The organism is Streptomyces sp. V3I8 (assembly GCF_030817535.1).
GTDB lineage: Bacteria > Actinomycetota > Actinomycetes > Streptomycetales > Streptomycetaceae > Streptomyces.
On sequence record NZ_JAUSZL010000002.1, the window covers coordinates 2,591,671 to 2,611,573 of the forward strand.

Here is a 19,903-nt window from a genome sequence, read left to right on the forward strand (position 1 = left end):
GTCCGTGACGGTCAGCTGCTGCTGACCGTCAGGTTGTTCGTGAGGAAGTCCAGGCCGCCGGACGAGGACGTGATCTCGTAGCCGAACTGGACGTCGCCGATGGTCTCGTTGCCCATCCAGCCCTTGGTGTCCTTGATCCACTTGAGGATCGGCAGCATGTTGACACTGCCCGCGTTCGAGTCCGAGGTGCGCAGGAACGAGAAGACCTCGTTGGCGCCGTTGCTGCCCTTGTAGACGGTCCAGGTGTGGCCGCCGAGGGTGACGTTGCCCTGCGAGGTGCCGAGCGGGCCGACGGCTCCGTTGTAGTTGACCCAGAGCATGATCTCGTAGTCGTAGTCCGTGTCCCAGATGTCGTACGAGGTGTTGTACGCGCCGGCCGACGGGACCGTGACGTCGTAGCTGCTGGAGAGCGAGCCGAGCGAGGTGATCGTCTTGTTGATCACCTTCTTGGAGTTGGGGTACGACTTGATGCCGCCGGTGTTGGGGTGGTTGGCCCAGACGCCCCAGTTGGTGCCGGAGTTGGCCCAGACGCACTGGCTGCCGGCGCCGGAGCCCCAGATGTTGTTGTAGAGCGTGTAGCCGTTCAGGGTCGTGTTGCCCCACTGGTCGCAGGAGTTCCAGACCGCGGCGGAGGCGGGGGCGGAGGCGAGCCCGACGGTGGCCCCGAGGGCGAGCGCGGGGGCCAGCAGGGCCTTGGTGATCCGGTGCGCGGTCATCCTCGTGTGCGGCGTGCGTGGTGCCATGGTGTCCCTTCCATGGGTGGGGGGAGGTGGGGGATGGAACTGCGGTGCGTCTGCCGCGGCCCCAGGGTGAGGACGCGGTCCTCCCCGGCGCGCAGGTCGAGCTGTCGCGCTCCGGAGGGGGTTCTGAGGTCGATGCGGTGCGTGCGGGTGGGCCGGACCACCGCCCGGGCCCCCCGGGGGCCCCAGGCGAGGTCGACCTCGGCGCCGAACCGCGTCCGTACGCCCCGGAGTTCACCGGCCGGGAGGGTGGCGGGCAGCGCGGGGAGGAGGATCAGCCGGCCGGGGGTCGACTGGATCAGTGCCTCGATGACCAGGGCGGGCAGGGTGTGGGCGGCGTCCGCGTTGTAGACGTCGCGGCTGGGGTAGTGCGCGCTCATCAGGGAGGCGTGGAAGAAGTCGCCCGCCAGCACCTGGCCGAGCGCGTGGGCGACCCGCCCGGCGTCCCGCAGCCGGGCCGCGACGAGGGCGTGGTGGAGATGGCCGTGCGCGGAGTCGTTCCCGGCGCCCCGCAGTTCGAGCGCGCGGTGCGCGGCCGCCGCGAGTTCGGGGGTGTCGTACGGGTTGATCTCGTCCAGGGGCCAGACGCCGTACAGGTGGCTGAGGTGCCGGTGGTCGTAGGTGTCGTCGAGGCCGGGCCACGCCCATTCCGCGAGCGCGCCGTCGCCGTTGACGCGGTGCGGGGGCAGCCGCCCGGCTAGGGCCCGCCAGCGGTCGGCGTCGGGGCCCGGGTGATACGCGGCGGCCGTGAGCAGGGCGTGCCGGGCCGCGGAGAGGTCCATGGCGGCGTTGACCGCGCCCCAGCTCGCGTCCGGGTTCGCCGGGCGGTTCTCGGGCGAGTAGGAGGGGACGACGACGAGCCGGCCGTGCTCGTCGGTGCGGGTGAGAAAGTCCTCGTAGAACAGCGCGACCTCGGCCAGGGCGGCGGCCAGCCGGGGGTCGTGCCCGCCGCGGGCCTCGTCGTGGTCGACGAGGGGCTTGAGCAGCCAGTCGGCGCCCGCGGTCCACAGGTGCAGCGGGTACTCACGGCTGAAGTGGTAGGTGTGCCCCGACTCGCCGTCCGTGTGGGGCGGGGCGACGGCGCCCCGGGCGCCGAAGACGGCACGGGCGTTGTCCCGCCAGTGCGGCAGCTGGCCGTGGACCAGCGCGGCGTGGGCCTCCACGACCTCGGGCAGGGCGCCCGCGACGGCCGAGGCGGTCTGCAGGTTCAGGTTGGCGTCCGTGGTGAAGGCGCCGGACCACGCCGTGTCCCAGTCGCCGGTCCACAGCCCGGTGAGCCGCGGCGGCAGCGTCCCGCTGGCGGACAGCAGGTGGTAGCGGCCGGCCGCGAAGAGCCGTTCCAGGAGGGCCGGGCTCCCGGGGCGCGCGAGCAGTTCCGAGCCGGGGAGCGCGCGTTCGCCGTCGTCGGCGTCGAGGGTGAGCGAGGCGCGGCCGTAGGCGGCGCGGTGCAGGCGCAGGTGGCGCCGTAGGAGGGCTGCGTACGCGTCCTCGCCGGCCGGCAGCAGTGCGCGCAGGGCCCGCGCCCGCGCCATCGTGTCGGTTTCCCCGGTGTGCCGCTCCACGCGGGTGAGCAGCAGGACCGACCCGGCGTCCGTCACGCGCATGCCGGGCGGGATCAGTGCCGTACGGCCGCCGGTGACCACGGCCAGCGTCACCCCGGTGAAGGCACGGTCGCTGCCGGGGTAGCGGGCGCCGAGGGTGAGCACGGCGCCCTCCGGGGTGAGGACCGTCCCCTCGCCGACCCGCAGCCCGTCGGGGGCGCCGGGCAGGCGGTGGTCCAGCGTGATGTCCAGGACGGGCCCCGGTGAGGTCACGTACTGGACGATCACGTCGTCGGCGCGGGAGACGAAGACCCGGCTGCGCCAGCCCGCACAGGACGATTCGGCCACGCCCGTGGTGAAGTCGACCGAGCGGCGGCACTCGCGCTCCCCGGCTTGCGCGTCCGGCCGCCGCAGCCGTACCTGGAAGGCGGGGTGGAAGGGCTGGACCCACTGGAGCGGGCGCCCGTCCGTGAAGTCCTCGGCCGCCGTGAGCTCGCCCGCGAGCAGCCGGTCCTGGAGGGCGGACAGGGCGGCCGCCAGCTCCGGGGGCCGGGCGTGCTCGCCGCCGTTGGGCCGGACGAGGGTGTGGTGGGTGACGATCACCCGGTCGTCGTCCGGATCACCGAACACCAGGGCGCCGTGCCGGCCGTTGCCGCTCAGGAAGGCGTCCTCCCACCGGCCGGCCAGGCGCGGCTCCCAGGTGCCGTGCGGCGAGGGGGGCGGGGCGCCGCCACCGCCACCGCCACCTGCGTCGGCACCGGCACCGGCACTGGCACTGGCACCGGCACCGGCACCGGCACTGGCACCGATGCTCATGGTGAAAGCACCGCCACCCCGTACCGGCCCAGTTCCAGGGAGTCCGTGACCCGCCGCCGGCCGAGCAGGTCCCGGTGGGTCCCCGGCACCGCCACCGTGACCGGGTCGCGCCCGTGGTTGAGGACGAAGAGCAGGTCTCCCCGGCGTACGGCCTCGACCTCGGCGGGTAGCCCGTCGAGCACCGGGCGCACCCCCGCGGCGGCGGCCACGTCCGCCACCAGTTCGCGCAGCGCGTCGGGTTCGGGCAGCGTGGAGACGTACCAGGCACGTCCTCTGCGCAGCACGGCGGGCAGTCCGTCGAGCTCGCCGCCCTGGTAGCGGGAGTGCGCGACGGCGTCCCCGGCCTCGATCTCCTCGGACCACAGCGTGCCCCGGAAGCCGTCGCATCCGGCGTACTCCCCCGGGTCGAGCGGCCACCACTCGTGCAGGGTGCGGATGCCGAACAGCTCCCGCAGCCGCACGTCCATGCCGCCGGGCCGCACCCGGTCCTCCTCGTCCGCGATCCCGGTCAGGAAGCCGCTGACGAGGGTGCCCCCGCCTCGTACGTACGCGACGAGGTTGTCGGCCGCGGCGTCGGTGAGCAGGTAGAGCTGCGGGACGACGACCAGCGCGTACCCGGACAGGTCGTGCTCGGGGTGCGCGAAGTCCGTGCCGATGTGGGCCTCCCACAGGGCGCGGTGCCAGGCCCGTACGACCTCCGCGGGGTCGACCTCGCGGGAGGGCCGGGCGTCCTGCGACCCCGCCCACCAGGCGTGCCAGTCGTGCAGGACGGCGACCTCGCAGGCCGAGTGCCGGCCGCTGATCTCCCCGCCGACCCGGTCGAGTTCGGCGCCGAGCCGACTGACCTCCTGGTAGGTGCGGCCCTGCTCGCCCGCGTGGCCGAGCATGCCCGAGTGGAACTTCTCCGCGCCCTGCCGGGACTGCCGCCACTGGAAGTAGCAGACGGCGTCGGCGCCCCGGGCGACGGCCTGGAAGGACCAGAGCCGGTTGAGGCCGGGCGGCTTGGGGTGGTTCACGCCCCGCCAGTTCACCGGGCCGGCCGCCTGCTCCATCAGCATCCACGGCCCGCGGGCCTGGGAGCGCGTCATGTCCTGGACGAGCGCGCCGTGCTGCGCGCCGAAGGGGTCGCGCGGATCGGGATAGAGGTCGACGGAGACGACGTCCTCCTCCTGGACCCACCTCCAGGCGTCCTGGCCCGCCCACATCGGCATGAAGTTGGTGGTCACCGGCACGTGGGGCGAGTACCGGCGGACGATGTCGCGCTCGGCGACGTAACACTCCAGGAGCATGTCGGAGGTGTAGCGCTTGAAGTCGAGCACCTGGGTGGGGTTGTTCAGGTAGTGGGCGCGGCGCGGCGGCAGGACCTCCGCCCAGTCGCCGTATCCCTGGCTCCAGAAGGCGGTTCCCCAGGCCGAGTTGAGCGCGTCGAGGGTTCCGTACCGGTCCCGGAGCCAGCGGCGGAACGTGCCGGCCGCCTCGTCGCCCCAGTCGTAGGTGCAGTACTCGTTGTTGACGTGCCACATCGTGAGGGCGGGGTGGTCCCCGTAGCGGGCGGCCAGGTCCTCGGTGATGGCGGCGGCGTGGCGGCGGTAGACGGCGCTGGAGTGCGAGAAGTGCTGACGGCCGCCCCACCACTCGGTGCGGCCGTCCTGGTCACGGGGCAGCGTGTCCGGGTGGAGCCGGCCCAGCCAGGGCGGGGGCGAGGAGGTCGGGGTGGCGAGGACGACCCCGACGCCGTTCCCGTGCAGGAGCGCCATGACCCTGTCCAGCCACCCGAACTCCCGTGCGCCCGGGCGCGGTTCGAGCTTCGCCCAGGCGAAGACACCGAGCGTGACGGAGTTGACGCCCGCCTCCTTCATGAGGCGCACGTCCTCCTGCCACGTCTCCTCGGGCCACTGCTCGGGGTTGTAGTCACCGCCGAAGAGGATCCGCCCACGGGTGGCGTCGGCGAGACCGGGGTGCCCGTCCGGGCGGGGCGTGCGCATGACATACCTCGTTCCGAGAAGGGGGAGCGGCCCGATGTCTTCGGGGCGCGGGGGACTGCGCGCTCGGCCACGCCGCACCCGCAGCCGACGAACGGCCGGGCCGACCGGCGCCGAAGGCGCGAGGTCAGCCTTTGACGGCGCCGGTCAGCATGCCCTTCCTGAAGTGCTTCTGGACGAACGGCGACAGGAAGGCCACCGGCAGCAGCGCCAGCACCATCACGGCCATCTGCACCGCCAGCGCGGACAGCCGGCCCGTCTTGACGGCCTGCCCCAGCCCCACCGGGGGTTCCTGCTTCTGGACCAGCTGGATCATGACGTTCTGCAGCGGCATCATGTCCTGGTCGCTCAGGTAGATCGACGCGTTGAACCAGGCGCTCCAGTACCCGACGGCGTAGAAGAGCGTGATCACCGCGACGACGGCCCGGGAGAGCGGGAGCACGATCTGCCAGAGGATCCGCCAGTCCCCCGCGCCGTCGATCCGCGCGCTGTCGGTGAGCTCCGGCGAGATGCCCATGAAGAACGCCCGCAGCACCAGGATGTTGAAGACACTGACCGCGCTCGGCAGGATCAGCGCCAGGTACGTGTCGGTGAGGCCCAGCGACTGCACCAGCAGGTAGGTGGGGATGAGACCGGCGCCGAAGAACATCGTGGCGAGCAGGAGCATCAGGAACCAGCGGTGCCCGACCGACCCGATGCGCGAGAGCCCGTACGCGGACAGGACGGACACCGTCATCGAGAACAGCGTGCCGGCGAGGGTGACGCCCAGGCTGACGACGGTCGCGCGGGTGACCTGGCCGCCGCTCAGCAGCTCCTGGTAGGCGATGAAGGTGACGCCCCGGGGGACCACCACCAGACCGCCGGCCTCGGTGATGGTCTCCTTCGTGGACAGGCTGGTGACGACGACGATCCACAGCGGGAACAGGACGGCCAGACAGGCGACGGCCAGCACGGCGCCCTTGCCCGCGAGCCCGGCCCTGCGGGGCTCCTCCTCCCAGGCGGGCCGCGGCGGGGCCGCCCAGCGGCCGGGCCGCCGCGGGTCCGGGCCCGGTGCTCCCGGACCGGGTGCCGCCGGGCCGGACGTCTCCGGGCGCTCCCCGGTCACGGTCGTGGCGCTCACTTCCTGTACACCCCCTGCTCGCCCATGAGATGGGCGATCCTGTTGGCGGCGAGGACGAGGCCGAGCCCGACCACACCCTTGATGAGGCCCGCGGCCGCCGCGTAACTGAAGTCCTGGTTGCGGACGCCGTTCCACCACACATAGGTGTCGAGGACCTCCGCCGCGCCCGGCCCCACCGCGTCCCGCTGCAGCAGGATCTGCTCGAAGCCGACGGTGAGCGCGTCGCCGACGCGCAGCACCAGCAGCAGGGCGATCACCGGCCGCAGCGCGGGCAGTGTGACGTGCCACATGCGGCGCCACCGCCCGGCCCCGTCCATCGCCGAGGCCTCGTACAGGTCGGGGCTGACGGAGGCCAGCGCGGCGAGGAAGACGATGACGCCCCAGCCGGCGTCCTTCCAGACGCCCTCCGCCGTCACCAGGAACTTGAAGACGCCGGGGTCGGTCATGAGGTCGAAGCCCTCGTAGCCGTGCCGGCGCAGGGTCTGCGCGATGATGCCGGCGCCGCCGAAGATCTGCTGGAAGACGGTGATGACCAGGACCCAGGAGAAGAAGTGCGGCAGGTAGAGGACCGCCTGCGCCACCGCCCGCACCCGGGGCCTGATCACACTGTTGACCAGGAGCGCGAGGAGGATCGGGACGGGGAAGAAGAGCAGGAGCTGCAGCGTGAAGAGGACCAGGGTGTTCTGGACTGCGTCCCAGAAGGCCGAGTCCTCGAACAGCCGGGAGAACTGCTCGAGGCCTACCCAGGGGCTGTGGAAGACGGCGACGAAGCCGTTGTCGCCGACGTACGGGTCGTACTCCTGGAAGGCGACGACGTTGCCCAGGACCGGTACGTAGTTGAAGACCAGGACCAGCAGGACGGCCGGCAGGGTCATCAGGACCAGCGTGCGGTCCCGCTTGAGCCGGACCTTGAAGGTGCCGCCGTTCGAGGCCTTCCTCAGGCTCTTCCGCTCGGCCCTGGAGACGCCGGCGGGCCTGGCCGGCCTGACCGGTCGGGCGGGGGGCGCCGCGGTGTCCGGAGGGGTGCTGTGTGCCACCTCGTCACCCCTGCGCGGATCCGCTGTCGTCCAGCAGTTTCTTGTACCAGTCCCGCAGCTTGTCGCCGCCCTGGCTCTTCCAGTCCGACACCGCCCGCTGCACGTCGCTGATCTTCTTGCGGCCGCGGACGACGTCGTCCTCCAGCTGCTCGAAGTCGTTGGACAGGTTGGTGTAGCGGGCCGGCTCGATGATCTGGAGGCCGTAGAAGGTGGACTTCCTGGTGCGGGCGCCCATCCGCTGCTGCCATTCCACCTGTGCCCTCGCGACGTCCGGCAGATCGGGGTGCGCGATGGTCGAGGCAGGGCTCGCGAGCATCACGAAGGCGTTCAGGACCTCCTGGTTGCCCTTGTCGTTCTTGGTGGGTGTGCCGTCCTCGACCGTGTAGTGCGTGCCCTCGACCCCGTAGTTGGTGAGCATGTACTCCTCGGTGCCGTACGGGGCGGCGGTGACGTTCGCGGCGGCCAGCACGTCGTGGACCACCGCCTTGGACGCCTTCTTGTTGACGAAGGCGAAGATGCCCGCGGGTGAACCGGCCCACAGCGTGGGGTCCCCGCCGTCGTGGCCGAAGACGTCCATGCCGCCGATGCGGAACTTCTTGTTCTGGGAGGCCTGTTCGGTGGTCTTGGCCCACCAGTGGGAGATGTCGTTGTTGTAGAACAGGACTTCGCCCGAGGTGAAGCGCAGACCGGAGTCGCCCTGGTTCTGCGCCCTGGCGTCCGGGTGGACGACCCCCGCCGAGTACAGCTTGCGCGTCCACTCCAGCGCCTCGAGGTACTCGTCGGTCTCGACGCGGTAGACCAGCTTGCCGTCAACGAGGTTCCAGCCGAGCGGCTTCTCGCTGCCGGACAGCACCCCGAAGGCGTTGAACGCGGTCCACTTCATGTCGTCGCAGGCCCACACCTTCGCCTTCGCGTCGGTGATCTCCTTGGCCAGGGCGAGGAACTCGGCCGCCGAGGCGGGGAGTTCGTATCCCTTCTCGTCGAAGATGTCCTTGCGGTAGTACGGCACGATGTTGGGCACGTACGAGCTGGGCATCGGCAGGCCGCGCAGTTCGCCACCGAAGATGGAGCGCTGCCAGGCGTCGGTCGGGACCGCGGCGAGGTTGGGGTAGTCCTTGACCTTGTCTCCGGAGAGGTACGGGCCGAGGTCCGCCATCTTGCTGATGATGGCGCTGGGTATCCTGCCGCCCATGTTCCAGCCGGGGATCACCACGACGTCCGGCATGTCGCCGGAGGCGAGGACCGCGCCCAGCTTCTCGTCGTACGTGTTGCCGTCCTGGTTCTGCCAGACGACCTTCGCGCCGATCTTCTCGTTCATCGCCTGGTAGTAGGGGTTGTCGCCCTTCGGCGGTGAGCCCCAGAACGGCGACATGATCCTGATCGTGCTGCCCTTGCCGAGCTTGCCGGACACCGAGGTCTTCAGGTCGGCCGCGACGAGCCTGCCGGTGAAGCCCAGGGAGGACCCGTTCTTCGATGGGATGTCCGGCGTCACCACGTTCTGCGCCACGAAGGCGGGCAGGATCTTCTTCGCGTCCTTGCCCGAGGTCGTCCCCTCCTTCGAGCCGCCGTCGGAGCCGCCGCAGGCGGCCAGCAGCGGCATCCCGCCGGCCACCGCGGCGGTGACGGCCACCGAGGAGGCGAGGAAGCTTCTCCGGCCGGGGCCGGGGGCGGAGGTGTTCGGCGTCATTGCGTCAACCCTTCGTGGCGCGCAGCAGGACACCCGGCGGTGTGACCGTCGGCTGCGGTGTCTTGGGTGGAACCGGCTGAGCTGAGGCGGACCCCGGAGGTACGCCGGAAGTCCGCCGGAGGTCCGCACACGGGGAGCGGCATCTTCGACGGTCGAAGAGAGTCGAAGCGCTTCGATGTTGCTGCGAGGTTAAGTGAACACCTGGGGGTGCACAAGAGCCGATTCCAACATTCCTCGGAGGCCTGGAGATCTCGAACGACCAGCCACGGCCCTTGTGTTGTCCGACATGATCGTCCCGCCCGGCACGGTCCGGAGTTGTTGCTCCGAGGTGTCTTGACACCCGGCCATCGGTCGAATGAGCATCGAAGCGCTTCGAAAGCTGGCCATCGCTTTTCCCCGTCTTCCGCAAAGGGACCTCGCGTGACTGCACAAACGCCGCCTTTCCGCGACTCGCAGCTGCCGTTCGCGAAGCGCGTCGACGATCTTCTGGCACGGCTCACGCCGTCCGAACGGGTGGCGATGCTGCACCAGTTCGGGCCCGCGGTGCGGCGGCTCGGCATCGCCGCGTTCCGCACCGGTCAGGAGGCGCTGCACGGGGTGGCCTGGATGGGCCCCGCGACCGTGTTCCCGCAGGCGGTGGGGCTGGGCGCCACCTGGAACGAGGAGCTGGTGCGCCGGGTGGGCGAGGCGGTCTCCGCCGAGACCCGTGCGATGCGCTCGCGCGACGACCGCGTCGGCCTCAACGTCTGGGCCCCCACGGTGAACCTGCTGCGCCACCCGCTGTGGGGCCGCAACGAGGAGGGCTACTCGGAGGATCCGGGGCTGACCTCGGCGATCGCCACCGCGTACACCCGCGGCCTGCGCGGCGACCATCCCGTGTACTGGCGTACCGCCCCGGTCCTGAAGCACTGGCTCGCGCACAACAACGAGACGGACCGGGCCACCGCGTCCGGTTCGGTGCGGCCCCGTGTGCTGCACGAGTACGACCTGCGCGCCTTCCGGGACACGGTCCGGGCGGGCACGGTGGCCGGCGTGATGCCCGCGTACAACCTGGTCAACGGCCGCCCCAACCATGTGTCGCCGTACCTGGCCGAGCACCTGCGCACCTGGACGGACCAGGACCTGCTGGTCTGCTCGGACGCGGGCGCGCCCTCGAACCTCGTCGACTCCGAGCACTACTTCGACACGCACGAGGAGGCGACGGCCGCGGCGCTGCTCGCGGGCGTCGACAGCTTCACGGACCACGGCACGGACAGCTCGCGGATCGTCGAACGCCTGCACGGGGCACTGCGGCAGGGCCTGCTGACCGGGGCCGACATCGACACGGCGGTCCGCCGCCAGCTCTCGGTCCGGTTCCGCCTGGGCGAGTTCGACCCGGACACGGACCCGTACGCGCACTGCGAGGACTTCGACACCCCCGCGCACCGGGCCCTGGCCCGGGAGGCGGCGGAACAGGCCGTCGTGCTGCTGAAGAACGACGGCCTGCTCCCCCTCACCCGGAATGACACCCGCATCGCGGTGGTCGGCCTGCTCGCGGACGAGTGCAAGCTCGACTGGTACAGCGGCACCCTCATCCACCGCTCCACCCCGCTGGAGGGCCTGTACGAGCGCTTCGGCGCCGACCGGGTGGACTTCGCCGAGGGCGTGGACCGCGTACGCCTGCGGACCTGCGACGGCAGGTATCTGAGCGTGCCGCGGGACGACGGGGCGGGCGACGAGGTCCGCGGGGCCGGGGGCGCCCTGGACCCGGCCCTCCTCGCGGGCCGCACCGACCTGCCGCCGCTGACTGCCGACGCCGTGGGCACCGAGCTGGCGCTGGTCGACTGGGGCGGGGGCGTCCTCACGCTCCGCGCCCCGGACGGGCGCTACCTGTCGGTCGCCGAGGACGGTTTCGTGCGTGCCTCGGCGGACCGGCCCGGCGGCTGGGTCGTCCAGGAGACGTTCCGCCTGGAGCCGTACGCGTCCCACCCGCCGCACGGTTCCTGCGATTCCTGCGGTCCCCATTCGAACGGTCACCTCCTGAAGCACGTCGGCACGGGTCGCTACGTCTCTGTCACCGCCGACGGCGTGAAGGTTGCCGACGGGAACGACGGCGGGAACGGGAGCGGGGCCGGTGGCGGGAACGACGCGGGTCCGACGGTCTTCGGGCTGGAGCGCACGGAGCGCGGCGAGGACGCGGTCGCCCGCACGGCCGCCGCGGCCGACGTCGTCCTCGTGGTCGTCGGCAACGACCCGCACATCAACGGGCGCGAGACGGAGGACCGCACCACCCTCGCCCTCCCCGCCCACCAGCGACGGCTGCTGGACGCGGCCCTGGCCGCCAACCCGCGCACGGCCCTGGTCGTCACGTCCTCGTACCCGTACGCGATCGACACCACGGACCTCCCCGCCGTCCTCTGGACGGCCCACGGCGGCCAGGCGGCCGGCACCGCGCTGGCCCGCGTCCTGGCGGGAGACGTCTCACCGGCGGGCCGGCTGCCCCAGACCTGGTACGCCTCGGACGCGGACCTGCCCGGCCTCCTCGACTACGACGTGATCGGCAGCCGCCAGACGTACCTGTACTTCGAGGGAACCCCGCTCTTCCCCTTCGGCCACGGCCTGTCGTACGCGTCCTTCGCGTACGGGGACCTGGCGGTGCGGGCCGGGGAGGGGTCCGTGCGGGTCGCCTTCACGGTCACCAACACCGGGGACACCGCGGCCGACGAGGTGGCGCAGCTCTACGGCCGCCCGGTGGACCCGTCCGTGCCGCGCCCGCGCCGCGCCCTGCTGGCCCACCGGCGGATCCACCTCGCGCCCGGCGCCCGCACCGAACTGTCCTTCGAACTACCGCTGCGGGCCTTCATGTTCTGGGACGTCGCGCACGGCTCCTGGCGCCTGGAACCCGGTGCGTACGACCTCCTCGCGGGCGCGTCCAGCGAGGACATCCGCCTGACCGGGACGGTCGAACCGGCCGGCGCCCCCGCCGCGCCGCGTCCGGTCCTCGGACACGGCCTGAACGCGGCGGACTTCGACGAGCAGCGGGGCGCCGCGATCGTCGACCGCACGAAACGGTCGGGCGACGCGGTGACACCGGCGCACCCGGACGGACCGGACGGCACGGCCGAACTCCTCTACCGCGACTGCGACTTCGGCCCGGGGGCGCGGTCCGTCACGGTCGAGGCGTCCGGCGGGGGCAGTCTCGAACTGACCCTGCCGGACGGCCGGGTGCTCGCGCACCTGGACATCGGGCCGACGGCGGGCCCGTACGCCTACGCGTCCGTGACCGCCGCGCTGCGGTTCCCGGTCGCGGAGGTGCACGACCTGCGCGCCGCGCTGCGCGGCCCCGTGCGGCTCGCGCGCGTCGGCTTCGCCGGCTGAGGGCTCAGAGGGCGAGCCCCGTGAGGACCAGCACGCGCTCGTAGGTGTAGTCGTCCATGGCGAACCGCACGCCCTCCCGGCCGACGCCGGACTGCTTCACGCCGCCGTACGGCATCTGGTCGGCCCGGTAGGAGGGGACGTCGCCGATCACCACGCCGCCCACCTCCAGCGCCCGGTGGGCCCGGAAGGCCGCCTGCAGGTCATGGGTGAACACACCGGCCTGCAGCCCGTACCTGGACTCGTTGACGGCTGCGAAGGCGGCGGCCTCCCCGTCCGCCCTCTGCACGGTGAGGACGGGCCCGAAGACCTCCTCGCAGGAGATCGTCACGTCGTCCGGCACGCCGGCCAGCACGGTCGGCGCGTACGAGGCGCCGTCGCGCTTGCCACCGGTGAGCAGTTCGGCCCCGGCCGCGACGGCCTCGTCGACCCACGACTCGACCCGCCTGGCGGCGTTCTCGTCGACCAGCGGGCCGACGTCGGTCGCGTCGTCGGAGGGGTCGCCGGTCACCTGGGCCTCGACGGCGGCGACGATGCGGGGCAGCAGCCGGTCGTACACCGAGGCGTCCGCGACGACCCGCTGCACGGAGATGCAGGACTGGCCGCCCTGGTAGTTGCTGAACGTCGCGATGCGGGTGGCGGCCCACTCCAGGTCCTCGTCGCTCGCCCAGTCGGCGAGCACGACGGCCGCCCCGTTGCCGCCGAGCTCCAGGGTGAGGTGCTTGCGCGGTACGGAGTCCATGATCGCGTAACCGACCTTGTCGGACCCGGTGAAGGAGATGACGGGCAGCCGCTCGTCCCGCACCAGCGCGGGCATCCGGTCGTTGGGGACCGGCAGCACGGACCAGGAGCCGGCCGGCAGTTCGGTCTCGGCCAGCAGTTCGCCGAGGACCAGGCCGCTCAGCGGGGTCGCGGGCGCGGGCTTCAGGATGATGGGCGCGCCCGCCGCGATGGCCGGGGCGATCTTGTGGGCGCACAGGTTGAGCGGGAAGTTGAAGGGGGCGATGCCGAGCACGACGCCCTTCGGGAAGCGCCGGGTGAGGGCGAGCCGGCCCTGGCCCCCCGCGTCGGTGTCGAGCCGCTGGGCCTCGCCGCCGTTGAACCGGCGGGCCTCCTCGGCGGCGAACCGGAACACGGACGCGGCCCGGCCGACCTCGCCGCGGGCCCACTTGACGGGCTTGCCGTTCTCGGCGGAGATGAGCCGGGCGATCTCCTCGGTCCGCTCCGCCAGCCGCTTGCTCACGTGATCCAGGGCGGCGGCCCGTACGTGGGCCGGCGTGGCGGCGAACTCGTCCCGCACGGCGTGGGCGGCGGCGACCGCCTCCTCGACCTGGGCGTCACTCGGCACCCCGACCCTGCCGACGAGGCGCCCGTCCCAGGGCGACGTGACATCGAAGGTGGTCTCGCCGGTGGCCTGGCGGCCGGCGAGCCAGAAGGCGTGGGCAGAAGTCATCGGGTCCCGGCCCTTCCATTGCTGAGTCTGGGTGCTGACCACCCCACGGTAGGGCTACGGGGCCCCGGGACCACTTGTCCACCGAGGAGCACTGCCCCCTGGCCCCGCTCCACTTCGGCGTACGCCGCGGAGCTCCGTCAGAGGGCCTGGTCCCCGGCCGTCGCGGACGCGGACGCGGTCGCCTTCAGGGCGAGCCACAGCTCCATCCGCACGTCCGGGTCGTCGAGGGACCGTCCGAGGATCTCCTCGACCCGCCGCATCCGGTACCGCAGCGTATGCCGGTGCACCCCGAGGTCCGCCGCGGCCGCGTCCCACTGCCCGTGCCGCGACAGCCACGCCCGCAGCGAGGCGACCAGGTCCCCCCGCCCGGTGGCGTCGTGCTCGTGCAGCGCCCGCAGCAGCCCGTCGGCGAACGCCCGCACCGCGTCGTCCGCGAGCAGCGGCACCACGGACCCGGTGGCCACCTCCTCGTGCTCCACCAGCACCCGCCCCCGCCGCCGCGCGACGGACAGCGCCTGCTCGGCCTGCTTGTAGGCGGCTCCGGCGGCGACGGGTCCGGCCGGCGCGGACACCCCCACGACCAGCTCGTCCTCGTCCGTCCCCGACTCGGATCCGCTGCGCGCGATCCCGACCGTCTCCGCGTACCGCGTGCAGGCGGCGACCACCGCGCCCCCGTCCGCGGCGAGTATCACGACCCGCTCCCCGTCGGGAACGACCAGCACGGCCTCGCCCGACCGCGCGGCGGCGAACTCCACGACCTCGACGAGGCCGCCCACCAGGTCACCCCCGACGCCGGCGAGAGCGGCCGCGGCCGCGGCGGCCTCGGTCCCGCCCCCGGTCGCCGCGCCCGTCCCGTCGGCACCGGCGCCGGCTCCGCTCCCGGCTTTCCCCCCGGCCCGTGCCCGTCCCGCCGACGCCGAGGCGGCCTCGGCGAGCATCATCCGGTACGGCGCGTCCAGCAGCCCTCCGTACAGGTCCCCGGCGACCCCCCGGGCGTGGTCGGGCTGCCCGGCGAGCAGCATCCGCAGCACCGCCGCCCCGATCCGCTGCTCGGCGGCGTACAGCGACCGGGACCGCTCCGTGGTGAGCGTCAGCAGGGCGATCGCGGAGTGTACGGCGTACCGCTCGGCCGTACCGGGCGCCGCCGCGGTCCCGACGGCGAGTGCGCCGCGGGCGCGTCGCCCGGTCCCCAGCGAGTGCAGTTCGATCCGGTCCTCGCCGTCCGTGCCGTCCGCCGGGTCCCCGCCCACGACGGCGCTCGCGGGCGCGGGCCGCTCCCGCAGCCGCTCCACGTCCCCGACGAGCCGGGCGGCCCTGCGTCCCGCCCACTCGGGCGCGGTGGCGACGACGGTCCCGGAGGCGTCGTACAGCGCGGTCCACCCGTCGACCTGCGAGGCGAGCGCGGACAGCAGTCCTTCGGGGCCGTCGTTGAGCGCCTGCCTGGTCAGTTCGCGCTGTGCGGCGAACCCGGCGGTCACCGCGCGGTACTGGTCGGCGGCGATGGCCGCGGACACCGCCTTGCTGATGGCGAGGAAGGGGGTGCGCCGGGGGACCTCCAGCAGCGGCAGCCCTTCGTCGGCCGCCGCGTCCGCCAGCGTCTCGGGGACCCGCTCGTGGTGCACGCCGACGGCGAAGCCGAGCCCGGCCACCCCTGCTCCGACCAGCCGTTTCACATACCGGCGCATGGCGTCGGCGTCCTCGACGTCCAGCTTGAGCGCGGTGATGAGCAGCAGCTCCCCGCCCTCCATGTACGGCACGGGGTCGGCGAGCTCGCTGGCGTGCACCCAGCGGACGGGGGTGTCCAGCCGGTCCCGGCCCGCGCGCACGGTGAGCTTGAGCGCCGAGTGGTGGACGAGTGAGGCGAGCGTGGGAGGCATGGGGCCTTCAGGTCTTCACGGATTCTTCGGCGGCCACGGACGGTGTGATCTTTTGGCCGCGGTGTATGAACGACCTGTGCCGATTCTGCCTCACCGTACGGTCGGCCGGTGACCATATGTCCGGACGTCCCGCCGCACGGTCACGGCGCGGTCCGGCCTCCCGGTCACACCCCGGCCCGGCCTCGCGGTCACAGCCCGGCCCGGTCCCCCTGGTCGCGCAGGTCCACCAGCAGAGGGGGTGCGTGCTCCCCGCGCACGCTGGTGAGCGAGAGCACCGCGTGCCCCGGCGGCACCCCGTGCGCCAGCTCGGACGCCGACCACCGTTCCCGTTCGACCTGGCGCACGGTCACGGCCCGGGCGGTCGGCGCGTTCCCGGTGATCACCCGGCGCAGCATGTGGACGGCCTTCCCGGCCGGGGTCTCCGCGATGATCTGCCGGTCGGTGACGTCCCGGGCCTCGGTCCACTCCTTGCCCCACACCTCGGCGAAGTCCTGCCCGTCCCACGGTGTGAGCCCGGACAGCGCCACCCGGCACCCGATCGAGCCGAGCAGCGGCGACCGCAGGGGCCGCGGCGCGTCGTCGAGCGTACGGAGCGTCATCACGACCCCGGCGTTGGCGGACCGCAGCCGCTGGAGCCCGCGTACGGCCTCGGGGGTGACGACCCCGGTGGCGTCGTCGAGCACGAGACAGGCGAACAGGGACCGGTCCTCGCGCACCGTCACGCTGGCCGCGAACTGGGCCAGCACGAGCCGCGAAAGGATCTTCGAGGCGTCCGCGTGCCCGCGCTGGGGCAGGTCGATCCGTACGCGCACGGGATGGTCGAGCGCGCGCAGCGAGAAGGGCCGGGACTGTCCGGAGGTGTCGAAGAAACCGGCGAAGGCGGGCCGGTCGAGCAGCGCCACCCGGTCCGCGAGCACTCCGCCCACATCGCCGGGGTGTCCCAACTGCCGCTCCCGCGCGTCGAGTTCCCGCAGCAGCGACTCCTGACCGCCCTCGGTGAGCGCCTTGCGGAGCGCGGCGAGCGGACCGGGCGCGCCGTCGAGGAGCTGCCGCAGCTCGGGTACGGAGGGGAAGCGTCCGTGGACGGCCCGGTAGGGCCCGAGCAGCTGGGCGAGCACGGTGGTGGAGCGCCGACTGTCGCCACCGGGATGCGGATCGGCGAGGTCGCCGACGAGCGCCTCGGCGAGCACGGCCGCCGCCTCGTCCGGGTCGGTGGTCCCGCCGTACAGGTCGAGGTCGTACACGGAGTCGGGGCTGCCGATCCGCACCACGACGTCGTACGCGTCCACCGGGCCGAGGCCCGCCCCGGCGGCTCCGACGACGACCACGGCGGCCCGGCCGGCGAGCGCGTGCAGGCACAGCGACTCGGTGAGCGGCCACACGATTCCGCCGGTCTTGCCGGAGCCGGCGGGCCCGACGGCGAGCAGCGAGGTCCCCAGCAGTTCGGGGCCGAGCGCGAGGCCGGTACCGCGGTAGGCGTACGGGTTGCGCGGGTCGTCGGCGGTCGTGCCGAGGCGCACCTGCCCGGTGACCAGGTCGTGCCGCGCGAGCCGGCCCGGCAGGTCCCGCGCGCCGGAGGGGTGCGGGCAGGCGGCGGCGCCCTCCCGCAGCACGGCGCCGGTGAAGGTGGTGAGGCTGTGCCGGCCGCTGCGCACGCCCTGCCAGGCGCGGGTGATGCGCGCGTGGTCCACGTCACGCATGAGCCCGGCCCGCGCATCGGCCCCGAGCCGCTCCGCCGCGTCCAAGGCTCCGGCGGCACGGAGGGGGTTCCACTGGGCGGGGTCCTCCTCGGGCACGGGTGTGGCCGGGTCGGTCCGGGTCGACACGACACGGCGCGCTGCGGGAACGATGTAACGGCGCCACACCTCGGACCAACGACCGAGGCGGCCGGCTCCCACCATGATCCCGAAGGCGACCAGACCGTAGTAGAGCTGCGCGGCGATGTCCCCGATCACCGCATCGCTGTCACTCTTGGCGGTCTTCCAGTCCTCAGGGGTGACGGCGTAGTAGGGCCACAACCAATACCCGCCCAGATAGCCGTTCCAGAGGAGGGACCAGATGAGCCACCCCACCAGAAAGGCGACCAGCGCACCGCTCAGCAACTGCCTGGCCGGAATCTCCTCCGGTTCCACCTCGGGGCGGGGCCGGTGGCCGAAGCGCCACACGCCCGGGGCGGCCTCGGGGCGGGGAGTCCGCAGCCAGGTCAGGAAGGCGGAGCCGTCCGGCAGCGGCGGCACCCCGGGCGCCCGGGCGGGCCGCGGCGGCACCTGGGGCGGCCCGGCCGGCCGCGGCACACGATCGGCGTGGGTGCCCCGTGCGTCCTGCGTGCCGTCGCTGTCCATCGCCTCTGCCACCCCTGACCAGCCGCTCCGTACGTGGTTGCGAGTCAATCTAACGCCCTCCCCAAGGGAGTTGCCCGCCTGCCGGGCCGGGTACGCGGGGATACGGCGCCGATACGGCACCCGTATCGGCGCCGTATCCCCGCGTACCCGACGCGGCACCCCCGGTCGCGCCATGTCCAAGACGGACAAGCCGCGCCCCGGACAACGCCCGGATGGAGCATGCCCACCCCCCGTCCCCGGCCCTAGCCTGCGAGGAAGGAAGAAGAAGGCAGCCGGCCGTTTGCACGCCGTTCGCACGACCCCAGGGAGCCCCTCATGAGCGCAGTTCCGCAGGAGCGCCGCATCGTCACCGCCATTCCCGGCCCGAAGTCGCAGGAGCTGCAGGCCCGCCGCAGCGCCGCGGTCGCGGCCGGTGTGGGGTCCGTGCTGCCCGTCTTCACCGCCCGCGCCGGCGGCGGCATCCTCGAGGACGTCGACGGGAACCGGCTGATCGACTTCGGTTCCGGTATCGCGGTGACGAGCGTCGGCGCCTCCGCCGAGGCCGTCGTACGCCGGGCCGCCGCCCAGCTCCAGGACTTCACCCACACCTGTTTCATGGTCACGCCGTACGAGGGGTACGTGGAGGTCGCCGAGGCGCTCGCCGAGCTGACACCCGGCGACCACGCCAAGAAGAGCGCCCTGTTCAACAGCGGCGCCGAGGCCGTCGAGAACGCCGTCAAGATCGCCCGTGCCTACACGAAGCGGCAGGCCGTCGTCGTCTTCGACCACGGCTACCACGGCCGGACCAACCTCACGATGGCGCTGACCGCGAAGAACATGCCGTACAAGCACGGCTTCGGCCCGTTCGCGCCCGAGGTCTACCGCGTCCCGGTGGCGTACGGCTACCGCTGGCCGACCGGCCCCGAGAACGCGGGCACCGAGGCCGCCGCACAGGCCATCGACGAGATCACCAAGCAGGTCGGCCCGGACAACGTGGCCGCGATCATCATCGAGCCGGTGCTCGGCGAGGGCGGCTTCATCGAACCCGCGAAGGGCTTCCTGCCGGCGCTCAGCCGGTTCGCCTCGGACAACGGCATCGTCTTCGTCGCCGACGAGATCCAGTCCGGGTTCTGCCGTACCGGCCAGTGGTTCGCCTGCGAGGACGAGGGCATCGTCCCGGACCTGATCACCACCGCCAAGGGCATCGCGGGCGGGCTGCCGCTCGCCGCCGTGACCGGCCGCGCCGAGATCATGGACGCCGCGCACGCCGGCGGCCTGGGCGGCACCTACGGCGGCAACCCCGTCGCCTGCGCCGGCGCGCTCGGCGCGATCGAAACGATGAAGGAGCTGGACCTCAACGCCAGGGCGAAGGCGATCGAGGGGACGATGAAGGCGCGGCTGGGCGCGATGGCGGAGAAGTTCGACATCATCGGCGACGTCCGCGGCCGGGGCGCGATGATCGCGATCGAGCTGGTCGAGGACCGTACGACGAAGGAGCCGAACCCGGAGGCGACCGCCGCGCTCGCCAGGGCCTGCCACCAGGAGGGCCTGCTGGTCCTGACCTGTGGCACCTACGGCAACGTGCTGCGTTTCCTGCCGCCCCTGGTCATCGGCGAGGACCTGCTGTCCGAGGGCCTGGACATCATCGAACAGGCTTTTTCCCGCATCTGAGCGGGGCCCGTCTCATCGGTTCCGGTCCCGGGGACGCGAGGAGCGGGGCGTGTGAAGAAGGTGTGCGAGGTGGATGGGGGAACGGATTCCGCCTGTCGGACGCCCTCGCGCTGTCGTAGGTTCTAGGCAGATGAGAGATACACCCCGCCCACAGGGGACTGTGGGTGACATCAGGACGGGGCCTCCCCAGCTTCGCCCTGGTCGTGCCTTCGCGCACACAACCGGAGCCTCGTGTTCCGGGTCTCCTCACCGATCGGACAGTCGCTCGCCCCAAACCCCCCGGGGCGCGCGACGACCCGGTCCG

At 72.8% G+C, this 19,903-nt stretch carries 11 protein-coding genes; 2 read left to right on the forward strand and 9 right to left on the reverse strand.

The features are described from left to right. Window positions 1–11 precede the first annotated feature (11 nt). The 6 genes from QFZ75_RS11260 to QFZ75_RS11285 form a co-directional block, all read right to left on the reverse strand. Entirely contained in the window at window positions 12–743 is a 732-nt protein-coding gene (locus QFZ75_RS11260; RefSeq protein WP_307536110.1) for a hypothetical protein, read from the reverse strand. Continuing rightward, window positions 713–3,097: a glycoside hydrolase N-terminal domain-containing protein gene (locus QFZ75_RS11265; protein WP_307536112.1), complete on the reverse strand. Its 2,385-nt coding sequence runs from the start codon at window positions 3,095–3,097 to the stop codon at window positions 713–715. The genes QFZ75_RS11260 and QFZ75_RS11265 overlap by 31 nt, the downstream gene beginning before the upstream one ends. Continuing rightward, window positions 3,094–5,082, reverse strand: coding sequence for a beta-galactosidase (locus QFZ75_RS11270; RefSeq protein ID WP_307536114.1), 1,989 nt, complete (start codon window positions 5,080–5,082; stop codon window positions 3,094–3,096). Before QFZ75_RS11270 ends, QFZ75_RS11265 begins: the two co-directional genes overlap by 4 nt. A gap of 124 nt (window positions 5,083–5,206) precedes the next feature. After that, window positions 5,207–6,184 carry a carbohydrate ABC transporter permease gene (locus QFZ75_RS11275; RefSeq protein WP_373466036.1) on the reverse strand — a complete coding sequence of 326 codons (978 nt, stop codon included), beginning with the start codon at window positions 6,182–6,184 and terminating at the stop codon, window positions 5,207–5,209. Between the two features lie 11 nt (window positions 6,185–6,195). Beyond that, window positions 6,196–7,236: a sugar ABC transporter permease gene (locus tag QFZ75_RS11280; protein WP_307536118.1), complete on the reverse strand. Its 1,041-nt coding sequence runs from the start codon at window positions 7,234–7,236 to the stop codon at window positions 6,196–6,198. A gap of 4 nt (window positions 7,237–7,240) precedes the next feature. After that, window positions 7,241–8,923 (reverse strand): extracellular solute-binding protein, encoded by a 1,683-nt coding sequence (locus QFZ75_RS11285; protein ID WP_307536120.1) that lies wholly within the window; start codon window positions 8,921–8,923, stop codon window positions 7,241–7,243. Window positions 8,924–9,343: 420 nt separating this feature from the next. Between QFZ75_RS11285 and QFZ75_RS11290 the strand changes: the two genes are divergently transcribed. After that, window positions 9,344–12,280: a glycoside hydrolase family 3 C-terminal domain-containing protein gene (locus QFZ75_RS11290; RefSeq protein ID WP_307536122.1), complete on the forward strand. Its 2,937-nt coding sequence runs from the start codon at window positions 9,344–9,346 to the stop codon at window positions 12,278–12,280. 4 nt (window positions 12,281–12,284) lie between these two features. Here the strand turns inward: QFZ75_RS11290 and QFZ75_RS11295 are convergent, their stop codons facing one another. From QFZ75_RS11295 to QFZ75_RS11305, 3 genes are all read right to left on the reverse strand, one after another. Continuing rightward, window positions 12,285–13,730 (reverse strand): aldehyde dehydrogenase family protein, encoded by a 1,446-nt coding sequence (locus tag QFZ75_RS11295; RefSeq protein WP_307536124.1) that lies wholly within the window; start codon window positions 13,728–13,730, stop codon window positions 12,285–12,287. 137 nt (window positions 13,731–13,867) lie between these two features. Further along, window positions 13,868–15,607: a PucR family transcriptional regulator gene (locus tag QFZ75_RS11300; RefSeq protein WP_307536125.1), complete on the reverse strand. Its 1,740-nt coding sequence runs from the start codon at window positions 15,605–15,607 to the stop codon at window positions 13,868–13,870. A 188-nt stretch (window positions 15,608–15,795) separates the two neighbouring features. Continuing rightward, window positions 15,796–17,949 (reverse strand): ATP-binding protein, encoded by a 2,154-nt coding sequence (locus QFZ75_RS11305; protein ID WP_307544377.1) that lies wholly within the window; start codon window positions 17,947–17,949, stop codon window positions 15,796–15,798. Window positions 17,950–18,264: 315 nt separating this feature from the next. Between QFZ75_RS11305 and gabT the strand changes: the two genes are divergently transcribed. Further along, window positions 18,265–19,599, forward strand: coding sequence for a 4-aminobutyrate--2-oxoglutarate transaminase (gabT, locus tag QFZ75_RS11310; RefSeq protein WP_307536127.1), 1,335 nt, complete (start codon window positions 18,265–18,267; stop codon window positions 19,597–19,599). Window positions 19,600–19,903 lie beyond the last annotated feature (304 nt).

Excerpts from the sequence above, each read along its gene's own strand:
- QFZ75_RS11260 (WP_307536110.1), bottom strand. The coding sequence starts at position 743 with ATGGCACCACGCACGCCGCACACGAGGATGACCGCGCACCGGATCACC.
- QFZ75_RS11265 (WP_307536112.1), bottom strand. The coding sequence starts at position 3,097 with ATGAGCATCGGTGCCAGTGCCGGTGCCGGTGCCGGTGCCAGTGCCAGT.
- QFZ75_RS11270 (WP_307536114.1), bottom strand. The coding sequence starts at position 5,082 with ATGCGCACGCCCCGCCCGGACGGGCACCCCGGTCTCGCCGACGCCACC.
- QFZ75_RS11285 (WP_307536120.1), bottom strand. The coding sequence starts at position 8,923 with ATGACGCCGAACACCTCCGCCCCCGGCCCCGGCCGGAGAAGCTTCCTC.
- QFZ75_RS11295 (WP_307536124.1), bottom strand. The coding sequence starts at position 13,730 with ATGACTTCTGCCCACGCCTTCTGGCTCGCCGGCCGCCAGGCCACCGGC.
- QFZ75_RS11300 (WP_307536125.1), bottom strand. The coding sequence starts at position 15,607 with ATGCCTCCCACGCTCGCCTCACTCGTCCACCACTCGGCGCTCAAGCTC.
- QFZ75_RS11305 (WP_307544377.1), bottom strand. The coding sequence starts at position 17,949 with ATGGACAGCGACGGCACGCAGGACGCACGGGGCACCCACGCCGATCGT.
- gabT (WP_307536127.1), top strand. The coding sequence starts at position 18,265 with ATGAGCGCAGTTCCGCAGGAGCGCCGCATCGTCACCGCCATTCCCGGC.